Annotated in this window: 13 protein-coding genes; 8 read left to right on the top strand and 5 right to left on the bottom strand. The window is 61.4% G+C overall.

The window, feature by feature from the left end; genetic code table 11:
• Window positions 1–42 precede the first annotated feature (42 nt).
• On the bottom strand, window positions 43–663 hold the full coding sequence (locus GLW01_RS05320; RefSeq protein ID WP_160898393.1) for a TetR/AcrR family transcriptional regulator: 621 nt from the start codon (window positions 661–663) through the stop codon (window positions 43–45).
• Between the two features lie 142 nt (window positions 664–805).
• Here GLW01_RS05320 and tcdA point away from each other — a divergent pair, with 142 nt between their 5' ends.
• The 8 genes from tcdA (at window position 806) to GLW01_RS05280 (ending at window position 10,302) form a co-directional block, all read left to right on the top strand.
• A complete protein-coding gene (gene tcdA, locus GLW01_RS05315) occupies window positions 806–1,624 on the top strand; it encodes a tRNA cyclic N6-threonylcarbamoyladenosine(37) synthase TcdA (RefSeq protein ID WP_160898392.1) in 819 nt (272 codons plus the stop codon).
• Window positions 1,625–1,626: 2 nt separating this feature from the next.
• Entirely contained in the window at window positions 1,627–2,472 is an 846-nt protein-coding gene (locus GLW01_RS05310) for a fructosamine kinase family protein (protein WP_160898391.1), read from the top strand.
• Window positions 2,473–2,566: 94 nt separating this feature from the next.
• Window positions 2,567–3,949, top strand: a complete 1,383-nt coding sequence (locus GLW01_RS05305; RefSeq protein WP_160898390.1) for a diguanylate cyclase — start codon at window positions 2,567–2,569, stop codon at window positions 3,947–3,949.
• A complete protein-coding gene (locus GLW01_RS05300) occupies window positions 3,949–5,265 on the top strand; it encodes a glycosyltransferase family 2 protein (RefSeq protein ID WP_160898389.1) in 1,317 nt (438 codons plus the stop codon). Before GLW01_RS05305 ends, GLW01_RS05300 begins: the two co-directional genes overlap by 1 nt.
• A gap of 1 nt (window position 5,266) precedes the next feature.
• Window positions 5,267–7,396 (top strand): TolC family protein, encoded by a 2,130-nt coding sequence (locus GLW01_RS05295; RefSeq protein ID WP_160898388.1) that lies wholly within the window; start codon window positions 5,267–5,269, stop codon window positions 7,394–7,396.
• Entirely contained in the window at window positions 7,393–8,436 is a 1,044-nt protein-coding gene (locus GLW01_RS05290) for an HlyD family secretion protein (protein ID WP_160898387.1), read from the top strand. Before GLW01_RS05295 ends, GLW01_RS05290 begins: the two co-directional genes overlap by 4 nt.
• A gap of 124 nt (window positions 8,437–8,560) precedes the next feature.
• Window positions 8,561–9,097, top strand: coding sequence for a DUF6795 domain-containing protein (locus GLW01_RS05285; protein WP_202405575.1), 537 nt, complete (start codon window positions 8,561–8,563; stop codon window positions 9,095–9,097).
• Between the two features lie 32 nt (window positions 9,098–9,129).
• Window positions 9,130–10,302 carry a lipase family protein gene (locus GLW01_RS05280; protein ID WP_160898386.1) on the top strand — a complete coding sequence of 391 codons (1,173 nt, stop codon included), beginning with the start codon at window positions 9,130–9,132 and terminating at the stop codon, window positions 10,300–10,302.
• 12 nt (window positions 10,303–10,314) lie between these two features.
• Here the strand turns inward: GLW01_RS05280 and GLW01_RS05275 are convergent, their stop codons facing one another.
• From GLW01_RS05275 to GLW01_RS05260, 4 genes are read right to left on the bottom strand one after another with little or no spacing between them, the layout of a single operon-like run.
• Window positions 10,315–11,259 carry an NADP-dependent oxidoreductase gene (locus tag GLW01_RS05275; protein ID WP_160898385.1) on the bottom strand — a complete coding sequence of 315 codons (945 nt, stop codon included), beginning with the start codon at window positions 11,257–11,259 and terminating at the stop codon, window positions 10,315–10,317.
• Between the two features lie 18 nt (window positions 11,260–11,277).
• The gene (locus GLW01_RS05270; protein ID WP_160898384.1) at window positions 11,278–11,721 is read right to left on the bottom strand and encodes an acyl-CoA thioesterase; all 444 of its coding nucleotides are present in this window, start codon (window positions 11,719–11,721) and stop codon (window positions 11,278–11,280) included.
• Window positions 11,714–12,811, bottom strand: coding sequence for an SMP-30/gluconolactonase/LRE family protein (locus GLW01_RS05265; RefSeq protein ID WP_160898383.1), 1,098 nt, complete (start codon window positions 12,809–12,811; stop codon window positions 11,714–11,716). The genes GLW01_RS05270 and GLW01_RS05265 overlap by 8 nt, the downstream gene beginning before the upstream one ends.
• Window positions 12,812–12,832: 21 nt before the next feature.
• Entirely contained in the window at window positions 12,833–13,612 is a 780-nt protein-coding gene (locus GLW01_RS05260) for an alpha/beta fold hydrolase (RefSeq protein WP_237416490.1), read from the bottom strand.
• Window positions 13,613–13,618 lie beyond the last annotated feature (6 nt).

Below are 13,618 nucleotides of genomic sequence, written 5' to 3'. Positions count from 1 at the left end.
CGCAAAGTCTCAATCGGTGTGGAAAAGCTGTGTTCAGCCTGCTCAGCTCTCGGGCTTGAGGATGCCCCTGAACAATAATTCGCTGATTTCGTCCGCCCGCTCCGCACGCGATTCCCGATCGCCTGCAAGCAGCTGGGAAAAGACCGCCCCATAGAGCAGGTCGCTGAAGACCTCCTGGGCCAGCGCCGGCGACATGTCAGGTCGCATACGGCCCTGCTCAATCAGCTTCTCGAAGCGTGCCCGCCATTTGCCGCCGCTGGTTTCCTGATAAACAAAGTAAAGAGGCTTTCCATTCTTCGGAAACTCCGCCCGTTCCTGGATGAAAAGCTCCACCGTCTCAGGGTTGCACTCAAAAAACTCCAGGTAACGGTGAATGCCAAGGCGCAGCTGTTCGAGGGGATCCTCCAGCGGGTCGACCGCCTCGTTCACATAACAGGTCAGGTCCTCCAGCGCCTTTTCCACTGTTGCCATGAAGAGAGTCTCCTTGCTGGCAAAACAGCGGTACACCGTCCCCTTACCCGCGCCTGCGCGCTCGGCAATGCGATCCATCTCCGCGCAACGGTACCCAACCTCCGCGAACACCACGGCGGCGGCCTCCAGGACCTCCCTGCGGCGCTGTTCCGGTGCCTTGTGGGTGCGCGTCGGGCGCGAGGAATCGGTCACGTGTATCGGCCTCTTGAAGATGGACTGACCAGTCCGTCTAATCATACGCCCGCTAAAATGGACTGACAAGTCCGTAATCCTGAACCCCGGTTTCTGGTAGAATCCGCACAAACCGAGACCCCCCCCCATTACGGAGCCACCCATGACGCCGGATTCCTTTTCCCAGCGCTTCGGAGGCATGGAGCGCCTCTACGGCCAGGACACCGCCCGATCCCTCGCCGCCGCCCATGTCGCCATTGCCGGCGTCGGCGGCGTGGGTTCATGGGCGGCCGAGGCGCTCGCCCGCAGCGGCATCGGGGCTCTTACCCTGATCGACATGGATGACATCTGTGTGACCAACACCAACCGCCAGGTCCACACGCTGGCGGACACCATCGGGCGCCCGAAGGTTGAGGTGATGGCCGAACGGCTGCGGGCAATCAACCCGGAATGCCGGGTTACAGCAGTTCCGCAGTTTGTGACCACCCGCAGCATGGAGAGTGTGCTTCCCGGGAACTGCGATGCGGTGGTGGACGCCATCGATAGCGTCAACCACAAGGCGGCCCTTCTGGCCCACTGCCGCCGGCGCAAACAATGGGTGATCTGCGCCGGGGGCGCTGGGGGACAGATGGACCCAACCCGAATCCGCGTGGCCGACCTGAGTCGCACCACCCAGGACCCGTTGCTGGCCAAGGTACGGAACCTGCTCCGCCGTGAATACGGCTTCCCACGCAACCCGAAGCGGCGCTTTACTATCCCCGCCATCTATTCCGAGGAACAGCTCACCTACCCCACGCCGGAGGGCGGCACTACCCATGAAAAGCCCGGTGACGGCCCAACCCGGTTGGACTGCAGCACGGGCTTTGGCGCCGCCAGTTTCGTGACCGGCACCTTCGGCTTCGTGGCCGCCTCGAAGGTGCTTGAACATCTGGCCCGCCGCCATGAAACAATGCGCGCCAGAGCACAAACCGACGACGAGTGACCATGGCCCGCATCCCCGAGAGCCTCGCAGCACAGATCGACAGCCCGATTGCCACCGCCCAGCCAGTCGGCGGGGGCAGCATCAACGATGCCGCCCGGCTGACGCTCGAAGACGGTCGGATGCTGTTTCTCAAGACTCACCCCTCACCACCGGCCGGCTTTTTCGAGGCGGAAGCGGCCGGGTTGCAGGCACTGGGCAACGCGAATGCCGTGCGCATTCCCGCGGTGGTCGCGGTCGCAGAGGAGGGGCTGATTCTGGAATGGCTGGATGGCCGCCCCGGCCAGGACTTCGCCCGGCAGCTCGGGGAACAACTGGCGCAACTGCACAGCGTTACCGCCGGGGAGTTCGGTTTCGGGCGGGACAACTTCTGCGGGCTCACGCCCCAGCCCAACCCCCGCATGCAGGACGGCTTCCGTTTCTTTGCCGAGGCGCGTCTTCTGCACCAGGGCCGCATGGCTCAGGACAGCGGTCGTCTTGAGCGGGCTGATGTCAAGAAACTCGAATGGGTCGCTGGCCGGCTCGACCGCTGGATTCCAGAACAGCCCGCCAGCCTGATCCACGGCGACCTGTGGTCCGGCAACATCCACTGCGGCCCCGGCGGCGAACCGGTACTGATCGACCCGGCGACCCACTATGGCTGGGCCGAGGCAGACCTCGCCATGACCACGATGTTCGGCAGTCAGCCACCGGGGTTCTACGAAGCCTATCTGGCGAACAGTCCGGTTGATTCCGACTGGCAAGAGCGCGCGCCCCTTTATAACCTCTACCATGAACTCAACCACCTCAACCTCTTCGGTGGTCCCTGGGCGGGCGGCGTACGCCGGACCCTCCAGCGCTTCGGGGCATAAACCTGTCTTACCTTATAGTTGCGGGACTGAACCATTAAGCCTAGCCTGACGTATTAAGTGTCGTAACGTCGCCGCAGGCAGTAGGAAGTCGCGCATGCAGTCACCCAGCATTGGATGTCTCACCCGGGATCCTGGGTCCTTCTCCGAGTCCCGCTGGCACTATGCCAGCAGCCTGAATGAGCTCCGCGAGCAGGGCGAATATGATGTGGTGCTCGTGGATCTGGACGCTGCTGACGCTGCAGACGTGGTCTTTCTGCTCCGCTGCGATGCCCGCTACCACCTGACACTGATCTACGCCGGACGGGACCGGACCGGTAACGCACCGGAACTCAGTGACGGGTCGATTCCAACAGATCCGAACGCCATTACCGAAGCCTGGCGCAAATGGCACCAGAGACTCTCAGAGTTCAACCGGGGTCGCTACCCGGAACGCTTCGACGAGTACGTGCTTGCCTGGCTCTGGACCCGCCCGGAAGGGCGCCTCAAGCCAGTACGCCACCCGCATCATGCCCAGTTCTACTACTACCCCCTGCTGAGTGCGTTCGCCGACAACGAGCCGGTCAATGAGATGGTCTGGCTCCAGCTTATGATGGAACAGGGCTGGCTGGAACGGGGACCGCTCACCGATCGCATACGCCTCTGCACCCATTGCGGCTCAGCACGGCTCAACTACGTGGATGTCTGCCCGGACTGCCATGCTCTGGAGATCGCCCGGGAACCATCGCTGCATTGCTTCACCTGCGGTCACGTCGCGCCCCAGGATCATTTCCTCAAGCAGGGCCTGATGCTGTGCCCCAACTGCCTCACTCGCCTGCGCCACATTGGCAGTGATTACGACCGGCCACTCGAGAATTACCGCTGCCGGGCCTGCCAGAGCTTTTTCGTGGACGCCGAGGTTGAGGTGCGCTGCCTGGACTGCGACACGCACCATACCCCCGACGAATTACGCATCCGTGAGGTTCGACCCTACAGCCTGTCCGAGCAGGGCCGGTTGCGCTGTCGCCAGGGGTTCTCCGGGGAAGCTCAGGCCGAGAGCCACTTCGGGCGCCTGAACCTGGTTTCGGCCAATGCCTTTACCAACCTGCTGAACTGGCAGATCCAGCAGAGCCGACGCTATGGAGAAACCGCTCACGGCTCCCTGGTGCTGTTGCGCTTTGCCAATCTGGGTGAAGCACTCAGCCAGGAACGCGGCACGACGCTTCTGGACAGCCTGATTGACCGCATCCGGGAGACAATCCGCGAAACGGATCGCTGCGCCCGGACACGGGATGAATTGCTCTGGCTGCTGCTGCCCCACACCGACCGCCAGGGCATGGACCGGTTGCGCGAACGCCTGACCGAACTGAACCGGCTCTTCCGTGAGCAGGACGGGATTCACATCGACCTGCGCACGGTGGGAATCACTCTGCCGGAAAACCTGCTTCCCCAGGAAGACAGCGACCTTTTGATGGCCCGCCTCGGTGGCGAGGTCAGCTGATGCTGGAGGCACTCGCGGTATTCCCGAACGAACTCGCTGCAGGAGGTTTAACCCGGCTTTTCCTCGTGCTCTTCCCGTTCTTCGTCCTTCTGGAACTGCCGTTGAGCCTGTTGGTGCTTGCCGGTGTCATCCGCTGGTATACACGCAACCTCATGACCACGCCTCGGGCCAGCCTTTACCGGCCCAGGGTGTCGTGCATCATCACGTGCTACTCGGAAGGCAGGGATGTCCAGAACACCCTGCTGAGCCTGTGCGAGCAACTCTATCCCGGGGAGGTCGAGCTGATACCGGTGGTGGATGGTGCCACCGCCAATGAGGCGACCATGGAGGCCGTGCGCGACTTCCGGGTCGATCCTGTGCGTTACCCGAACCGGTTTCTACGCCCGATCGCCAAGTGGCAGCGCGGTGGCCGGGTTTCGTCGCTCAACGCCGGTCTGAGCCACGCCACCGGCGAGATCGTTTTCGCGCTGGACGGCGACACCTCTTTTGATAACGCCATGATCGGCGCCATGGTGCGCCACTTCGAGGATCCATCGGTCCCCGCTGTGTCCGGAAGCCTGCGTGTACGCAACAGCTGGCACTCACTCGCTACCGTGATGCAGTCTCTGGAATACTTCCTGTCAATCCAGACGTCCAGGGTAGGCCTCGGGGAATGGAACACGGTCAATAACATATCCGGCGCCTTCGGAGCCTTTCGCACCTCTTTCCTGCGCCATATCGGCGGCTGGGACACGCACACCGCCGAGGACCTTGACCTCACCCTGCGCATCAAGAGCTATTTCGGGCGCCACCCGCTGCGTATCCCGTTTGAACCAACCGCTGTCGGTCACACGGATGTCCCTGACACGCTGCGGGGCTTTTTCATGCAACGGCTGCGCTGGGACGGCGACCTGTTCTTCCTCTACATCCGCAAGCACCGCCACAGCATGACGCCACGGGTCCTGGGCTGGCGCAACTTTCTGATGACGCTTTTCAGCGGTTTCTTTTTCCAGCTGGTACTGCCCTTCCTGATCGTCGGGTACACGCTGGCCGGGCTGGTCCTGCTGCCCCTGAACGTCATTGCGGTGCTGGCAGTGCTGATTTACGCGGTTTACCTGCTCCAGACTCTCATCCTGTACCTGGCCGGCCTTCTGATGGTGTCCGAGCGCCCCTGGAACGACCTTAAGCTCGCCATTGCGTTGCCCGTCTTCCCGGTATTCATGTTTTTCCTGCGTGGCTGGGGCGTGATCTGCACCCTCAACGAAATGTTCCGGCGCGGTCACGAGGAAACCAGCATGGCACCCTGGTGGGTACTTCGGCGGGGAAGGAGGTTCTGAGATGCGATCACTCCGTGTGCGACTCCTGCTGCTGTCAGTCGGCCTGCTCCTGGCCCTGCCGGCCAATGCCGTGTCACTGGAAAACCTTCTGGAACGCATGGACGCCGGGCCTGAGGTGAAAGCTGCCAGGGCCGAACAACGAGCCCTCGCCGGGGAACGGCGGGAACGTTCGGAAGAGCGGGGCTGGTCCCTGTTCGGTGGGGCCACTGCCGGGCGCTTTCAGGAGCTGGAACCAACAGCCGGGCGCGTAGCCTACACCGGCTACGGAGCCCAATTGGGCCTGCGATACCCGTTACTCGGGACACTCCGGGACCGGACCGAAGCCCTGGTCAGGGCCAGTACCGCCGAGGAGCGCCAGAAACACCAGCGCGAGCTGGCAGAAACCGAGCAGCGACTGCGACTGCGCAGCACCTACATTGACTGGTGGGAAGCCCAGCAATACAGACGTCTCTGCCGCGCGATCGAACCCCTGGCGAGCGATGAACTCAGCCTGGTCCGCAAGCGCGCGCGTACCCGTGACCTGCGCACCTCGGAGCAGATGCTGCTGGAGCAGCGATGGTCACGCCGGCTGGACAGCTGCCAGCGCCGGGCCGCACGCGGAGCCGAACTGAGGTACCGGCTTGAGAGCCTCAGCGGCGTCTCACTGCCGGCCGACGCCCGGGCGGAATCGGCCCTTCTGCCGCTCTCACCGGCAGCCACAGAGCGCTGGCAATCCGCCCTCCGTCAGCATCCTCTCATGGCCCAACAGCGCAGTGTGCTCGAAGGAGCCCAGCGCGTGCGGCGCGATCGCTGGTACCACGATATTGATGCGGACTTTACCCTGGCCCAGCAGTTCGATTGGCGGAATGATATCCCGGGCACGGGAACCGGTCTGGTTGCGGGCCTCCGGTTCGAGGTGCCACTGCGTTCGCTGGGGAGCTATCAACAGAACAGCCGCTCAAACCAACGCTACCACGCCGCCCGGTATGAGTTGGATGCCACCCATAACCGGCTGAAGCGCAATCTCAGTGACGCACTGGCTCAATACAAACAAGCACTTGCTGAAACCCGGGACCAGATGCGTCAGGTCGAACTGAGTCGCCGCGTTGAAAGCGAACGCCAGGGGCGTGCACAGGTCGACCAGGAAGGGAGCTTCATGGCCCTGCGACTGGCCCGGGTCCAGACAGCCGACGCCATGCACGACTTCATCCGCAGCTGGCGCAACACCTGGCAGGAGGAAACCCAGCTGCGCCTGCTCGCCGGTTACGCTGAGACGGATACGCGTTACCTCGGACACCAGGGCCTCCCCTGGCCTGGCGCCGATGCGCGCGGCGAAAGCGACCCCGTAACGCTTTCTCAAAGCGACCAGGCTGGACGCCAGAAGAATTGGTCCCGCGCCGTGTACGTGTGGAACAGCTCCCGGCTACTGGCCCCGGAATCGCGGCAGGGTGAGTTGAATGCACTGGAGGAGGCGGGGTTCGATACGCTCCACCTGGGACTCAGCGCCAGGCAGCTTGCGAACAGTCAAGGCCTGAGCCAGCGGCTGCGCCAGCTGCTCGAAAGCGCCCATGCACGGAACCTCAATGTAACGCTCCTGCTGGGCGAGCCCAGCTGGCTCCGCCCCGACAAACGGCACAACCTGCGTGACCTGATCCAGCGCCTTGCCGGCCTGGACTTCGATGGCCTTCACCTTGATCTCGAAGTGGAGCAGCTCGGTTGGCCGGTCCCGGATGAACGCCTGGAGAACTGGCTGGCAACGGTGGCCATGGCACAGCAGGCCAGCCCCTGGCCTATCAGCCTGGTCAGTCACCACCGTTGGTTCGCGCCGGACCGGGACGGCCTGTGCATCCCGTGCCGACTCTCCGCCATGGGCGTTGAGTCCGTTTCCCTGATGATCTACACCACCAACCAGGCCAGCCTGACCGAACGCGCCACTGCCATCGCCACCCACTGGCCCGACATGGCCTTCCGTATTGTCCAGAGCGCCGAGGCGGACCTGGAATCGGCCAACAGCTGGCGTGGTACCCCCCTGAAAACGCTCAGATCAATGGAACGGGACTGGCGCCAGTCGATGGGGACCTCTGGCATTACGGGGATTGAATGGCAGGACTGGCGCAACTACCAGGCGATACCTGAAGAGGACCAACCATGAAAGTGCGCTTTTCCAGCCGCAAGGAATCCAATCCCACTGAAGAAGGCGGGCTCCGGGTGCTGTACGCGCCAGGCAAACGGGCTGCCTACCGGCTACGCTGGTACCTGATCCTGTTGCTGGTGGCCACGCCCTTCCTGTGGTTCCTGGGGCGTATTGGCTGGGAAGTACTGGTCATTGAGGCCCCGGGCCAGGTCGTTCAGCCGATCACTGAGATCCGCGCCCTGGAAGCCGGACGGGTGATGCGGATTAACCCCGAAGAACACGACCAGGTCAGCCCCGGCGATGAACTTGTCCAACTGGACAATCCCGCCCTTCGGGCGAAGCTGGCATCGCTTGATACGCTCGCCACCGCCAACGCGGCGACCGCCGCCGGGACCCGCCAGAAAGCAGCACTGGAACGGCGACTCGAACGGGCCCGGAACCGTGTCGAATCACTGGCTGAGCTCGTACAGCAGGGGGTGGCCACCCAGGGAGAATTCCAGGCAGCTGAAAACGAGGTGGACGCCCGCGAAAACGAATTGGCGGCGCTTGAGCGCACAAGTGCCGAGGAGATCATGGACACCAAGGCACTGACCACTCGACTGGAGCGCCAACGGGCCCTGGTTGAACAGCAGCTCGCACAGTTGACGATACATTCCCCCGTAAAAGGTACTGTCCATGCCATCGAGGTGGTGGCGGGAGAAAATGTCGGCCCCGGCACTACGCTGATGCGGATCGAACCGATGGGGGAGCCACGCATTCATCTCTATCTGGACACCGATCAGATCGACCTTGCAACCGTAGGCCAGCCGGTCAAGCTGCAATTCCCCGACGGCCAATGGCTCGATGCCCGTATTGCCGGTCACCCCATTGATGTCCAGCGGCGCCCGCCTTCATTGCGCTCCGCCTTTGGTGGGGACGACCAGAGTCTGCTGGTCGCGGCAATCCCCGAGGGAACCATTCCGGAGCGCTGGCGCGTGAATGAGGCACCGGTCACAGCCCGCTTTCCCAATGCATTGACCCGATGGTTCTCAGAACCCCGGGGTATTGACGGGCAGTAACGGGGTGGCCTAAATTTTCGATCCAGACAGGACGTCAGCCACAGGACAGGGACATGGTCGGCAAGCCCCTAACGGTTCCATCCCAACTCTCTATCGCTAACAAGATGCTAGCGAGGGGTCAGTGATGCCGAACCATCGCTCCATCTCATCGGGACTACTCCCCCTCACCCTTCTCCTGGTGGCTGCCAGCTACTTTCTGTATTCCAGCGAGGTCATGGCCGATATGTTCGGATGGTTCAAACGTTATGACGTGCATCTTTCGCCGGAGGTGAAGGGGCGGATTCTTAAGGATGGGGAGCCAATAGCCGACGTCGAAGTTTATCGGGAACTCATGCACGCCAAAAACTATATGGAGAAAACCGTAACTGATTCCGAGGGACGGTTTTCATTTCCAGAGAAAACAATACGTTCGCGAGAGCCGGGTAAACTGCTCGGCGTAGAGCATATCACCCAGTCCATCACGGCAGACCACGGTCAGACGACCTACCTCCTGTGGCGAACAACGACTACCAGCACAACCCCTGAAAAGGTCATCGTGGAAAAGCTGAACCACATGGAATGCGACCTAAGCGATCCCGAGAAGCTGCACCATTTTACCATGGCGGAACACCCCAACTTCACTCACAACATAAGAGGCATCTGCCGCTGGCCAGATAGTTGAACCACGGACGACAACTCACAAAAGGACTTGATATGAGTACGATCCCACCGAAGATAGCATCAGAGCTTGCAGACGCTGTTTACCAAGTTCGAAAACCGGACCGCACAGGAAGCTACGCTCTGGAAATCAACCCTAGCCTCCGGAAAGCTTTCAACATTGAACCCAAGAAGGACCTCGTCATCGGAGAAACGGGCGGCTTCTTTGGGCTTTATACCAAGAAATCCGGATTTGCCGTTATAGGGGAAGGCCAAAATCGGTTCCGCAGGGACACAGTAATTGCAGTACGAGGCAGTAGAACGGATGCCGATTACCTGACTAACTTCGACGTTGGCATTTCTACCGGCACAAATAATCAGAGCGTTCACTCGGGATTCGAAGAAACTTTCTCAAGTATGCGTCCTGTAATGGAGAAAAGGCTCCGGACACGTATGGATCAGGTTCGGGGCGAACACACCATTCACTGTGTGGGGCACAGTCTCGGCGGCGCTCTAGCATCACTGATAGCGGACTGGGTTAAATCTCGATTCCAAACCCAAGTCAACCTCTACACTTTCGGCGCCCCCAGAGTTGGACTGAATGGCTACGCTTTGACCAATACTGCCCGCATTGATAATCACTACCGCTGCACTCATGGAGCCGACCCCGTTCCATTAGTTCCCGTTTGGCCGTTCATTCATGCTCCAACAGAAGGAGCTGGCGAATACCGTCTTGATAGCGCCGAAGGTATCAGCTTTCCAGCCCACTCCATGGGAATCAATGGCACACCCGGCTACAGGAATACGGCTATGGCCGATGACTGGAGCGCGTTAAAGCGTCAATCCACCCGCTTCCTTAATCAACCCGTCCGGCTACGTTATGAAGACCGGCTCCAAGCCTCTTTCACGAATTACTGGTCAGAGAAGTTAAACGCTGCACTGATCACCCTGCTGAAAGATGCCGGATATTATTCCGTACTTGCCATTCAGAACACCATGAGCTCTGCTCTGACCTTCTACGACCGACTCGCAAAATCACTGGAGAAAATTGCGGACGCATCAACTGAGTTCGCTGAACAGACAGCAGGCCTTCTGGGCCACATGCTGGTCTTTGCCGGGAAAGCTGCAGTAGCGGTGACAAAACTCACCTACCAGTTCATCCGCTGGGTGTTCGAAACCACCATTGGCGCTCTCAACCGCTGCGTCAAAAAAGCGCTGGAATCCCTTTAGCGAGAAGCCAGGCTATGGCTGCAAAACCAGCTTCCCCCGCACATGCCCATCCTCCTGCCGGCGATGGGCAGCAGCCGCATCACCGAGGGGGAAGGCGGCGGCGATATGGAGTTCCGCGTCACGGCGGTTAAGCAGTGCCAGGATCTCCTCGAGCTGGTCGGTATCCGGCTCAACCACGTAACCCGCCGCCTGGATGCCTTTCTCGGAGGCAAGGTCCTTGATGGCCTGGGCCGTCACCGTGGGAACGGTGACAAGCTTACCGTGTTCCCCGAGGGTGCTGAGCGCGGCCTTGCCGTCCTCGCCGCCCACCAGGTCGAGGACGGCGTCCAATCCATAGCAGACGTCATGGACGTCTTCCTGTTCATAATTGATGACGTCGTCAGCGCCCAACTGGTGGAGGAAATCCTCGTTGGCACCGGACCCCGTGGTTACCACATGAGCCCCATGCTGAGCGGCAAACTGCACGGCAAAATGACCTACACCTCCGGCACCCCCAAGAATCAGAAGCTTCTGGCCGGGCTGAAGCCCAAGATGGCTGAACAGGCCCTGCCAGGCGGTGAGGGCGGCCAGGGGGACGGCTCCGATTTCTTCCAGTTTCAGCCCCTCCGGCGCCCGGCAGAGTTCGTCGGCGCGCACCAGGGTCTGCTCCGCGTAACCGCCACCGGCCCGAGGGAACCCGGTCATGCCAACAACCGGGTCACCTTTTTGCCAGCCATCAACACCGGTGCCCACCGCATCAATGGTGCCAGCCACTTCAAAGCCCGGCACCCAGGGCAGATGATCACGTATGGCATTGGCCACGAATCCCTGGCCAGAGCGGGTCTTGAAATCGATGGGATTGACCCCGGCACTGGCTACGCGCACACGCACCTGGCCCTCGCCGGGCTGAGGCAGCGCCGCTTCACGCAGTTCAAGGACGCCGGCATCACCGAATTCGGGAATGACGATCTGGCGCATGGCATATCCTCCAGGAGGTTACTGATCGTGGCTGGCCTTCTTTAACAGCTCGGCCATGGGCTCCGGAATCCGTGCCGGCCGCTGGGTCGCGGTATCAATACAGACATGGCGGGACTCCGCTTCCACCAGCGTCCGGCCATCACTGGGCCGGACCAGCTGGAACTGACGCCCGGAACGCAGCTTGCCGTCGAATTCGGTCAGCCAGGTTCCAAGGATCAGGTCATCATCGGCCAGCGCCGCGGCTTTGTAATCAATTTCGGTGCGCACAATCGCCATAGCGCGGCCAAGCTCTTCCTGCAGCTCCCAGGTCAGGCCCACGGATTCAATGTGCGCCCAGCTGATCTCTTCCATCCACTGCAGATAGACGGTGTTGTTGGCGTGCCCAAGGCGATCCACGTCCTGTTCAGAAACCCTGATGTTCATCGTGAACGGATCGGCCATCTGCCAGTGCCAGTCACTCATCCGGTTGCTCCCTCAGGGCTTTCATCGCCCGATCGTAATCCAGTCGACCAATGCGGTCATTGTAGAGTGAACCAAAATAGAGCGCACCGTCTCGCGCTTTCACCGAGGTTAACATCTGCACACGCTCCCCCGTCGGGTCATGCAGACTGCCCAGCATCTTCCCCTGCTGATCGAAAGCCAGTACCAGACCATAGGACTCGGGGCTCGGCTGCAGGAATTCCGGCAGCTTGGCCACCTGCTCCTTGAGCCAGGGACTCGGGTGGAAGGCGTCCATCTGTGGGTTGCGCCTGGTCGGCAGGGCCACCCAGATGATGCCGTTGTGATCCGCGGAGAGGTTATCCGGGAAGCCCGGTAGATTCCGGGCGAAGATTTCACTGGTACCGGCCTTATCGCCTTCGAGCCAGTACTGCTGGATGCGGTAGCGCCAGGTTTCGTTCACCAGCACCGAGCGCTCATCCTCGGTCAGCGCCACGCCGTTGGCGAAGTGGAGGTCGCCCATCAGTGTTTCGGTTTCGCCGGTCTCCGGGTCGTAACGGAGCAGGCGCCCGTGCGGGCGGCTCTCGAGCATATCCAGGCGGTAGTCCGGCTGATGGAAGCGGCTGCTGGCGTCCGAGAAGTAGATGCGCCCGTCCGAGGCAATGGCCAGGTCATCGGTGAAAGCAAAGGGGGTGCCTTCGGATCCAGTGGTCAGCACCTCAACAGTGCCATCCGGGGCGACCGACAGCAGCCCCTTCCAGGCGTCTGCAACGATCAGGTTCCCGTCATCGTCGAACTCCATGCCCAGGGGACGACCGCCGGTATCCGCGAAGGTCTCCACCTCGCCTTCCGGTGTCACGCGGATGATCCGCCCATCCTGCAGGCCGCCATAGACATTGCCCTCGCCATCCACCTCAGTGTCCTCCGGGCCTTCGATCTCACCCTTGGCAAGCACATCAGCGTCCTGCAGTGCTTCATTCGGTTTCGCTGGTCCTTCCAGTCCCGGCGCCTCCGGCGGCTCCCAGGCGGCGGAATCCACTGGAGAAGGCCAAAGAAAAAAGAGACCAAGGAACAGCAGAATGAGGACCAGGAGTGTGAGCAGGATTTTTTTCATTGTTATTCCGACTTGCTGGTTTCAGTTGTCTTCGGCCAGGAAGCGCTGACAGATGCGGGCAAACAGTTCGGGTTTTTCCGCGTGGAGCCAGTGCCCGACCTCGGGAATCACTTTCAGTTCAGCCCGTGGAAAATAGCGCTGAACAGCGTCCTGGTGGCGGCTCTGGATATAGTCCGAATTGCCACCGCGAATGAAAAGGGTCGGGCCCTCATAGGCGCGCTCCGTCGTCGGGCCAGCCATGATCTGTTCGTAGCAGGCCAGGATTCCCGACACATTCATCCGCCACCGGAACCCGCCGTCCGCCGGCACCAGATTGGTCAGCAGAAACTGCCGCACGCCTTTCTCACCGATGTATTCCGCCAGCACCCCATCGGCTTCACGGCGGGATTTCACGGCGGCCGGATCCAGCGCCTCAAGTGCATCCTGAATGGCGTCATGGTGGGGCGCATAGGCCACCGGCGCAATGTCGGCAACGATCAGGCGCCGAACCCGCTCCGGCGCCATCAGTGCCATTTCCATGGCGGTCTTGCCGCCCATGGAATGGCCCAGAAGATGGGCTGTCTCCAACCCTGCCCGATCCATGTAGGCCAGCACGTCCGCTGCCATTTCGGGGTAGCTCATGCTCCGTGTATGCGGTGATTCACCGTGGTTGCGCAGGTCCAGGCTGTGCACCTCGAATTCCGGCGCCAGGCGTCGACGCACACCGCCCAGGGTATCGCCGGCGCCGAAGAGGCCATGCATGAGTATCAGGGGCGGGCCATCACCCTTGACGCCCGCATTGAGTTCCACCGTGTCTGTCAAAGCTGT

Source organism: Vreelandella halophila (assembly GCF_009856365.1).
In the GTDB taxonomy this organism is placed as follows: Bacteria; Pseudomonadota; Gammaproteobacteria; order Pseudomonadales; family Oleiphilaceae; genus Halospina; species Halospina utahensis_B.
This window is presented reverse-complemented; position numbering and strand designations above follow the sequence as displayed.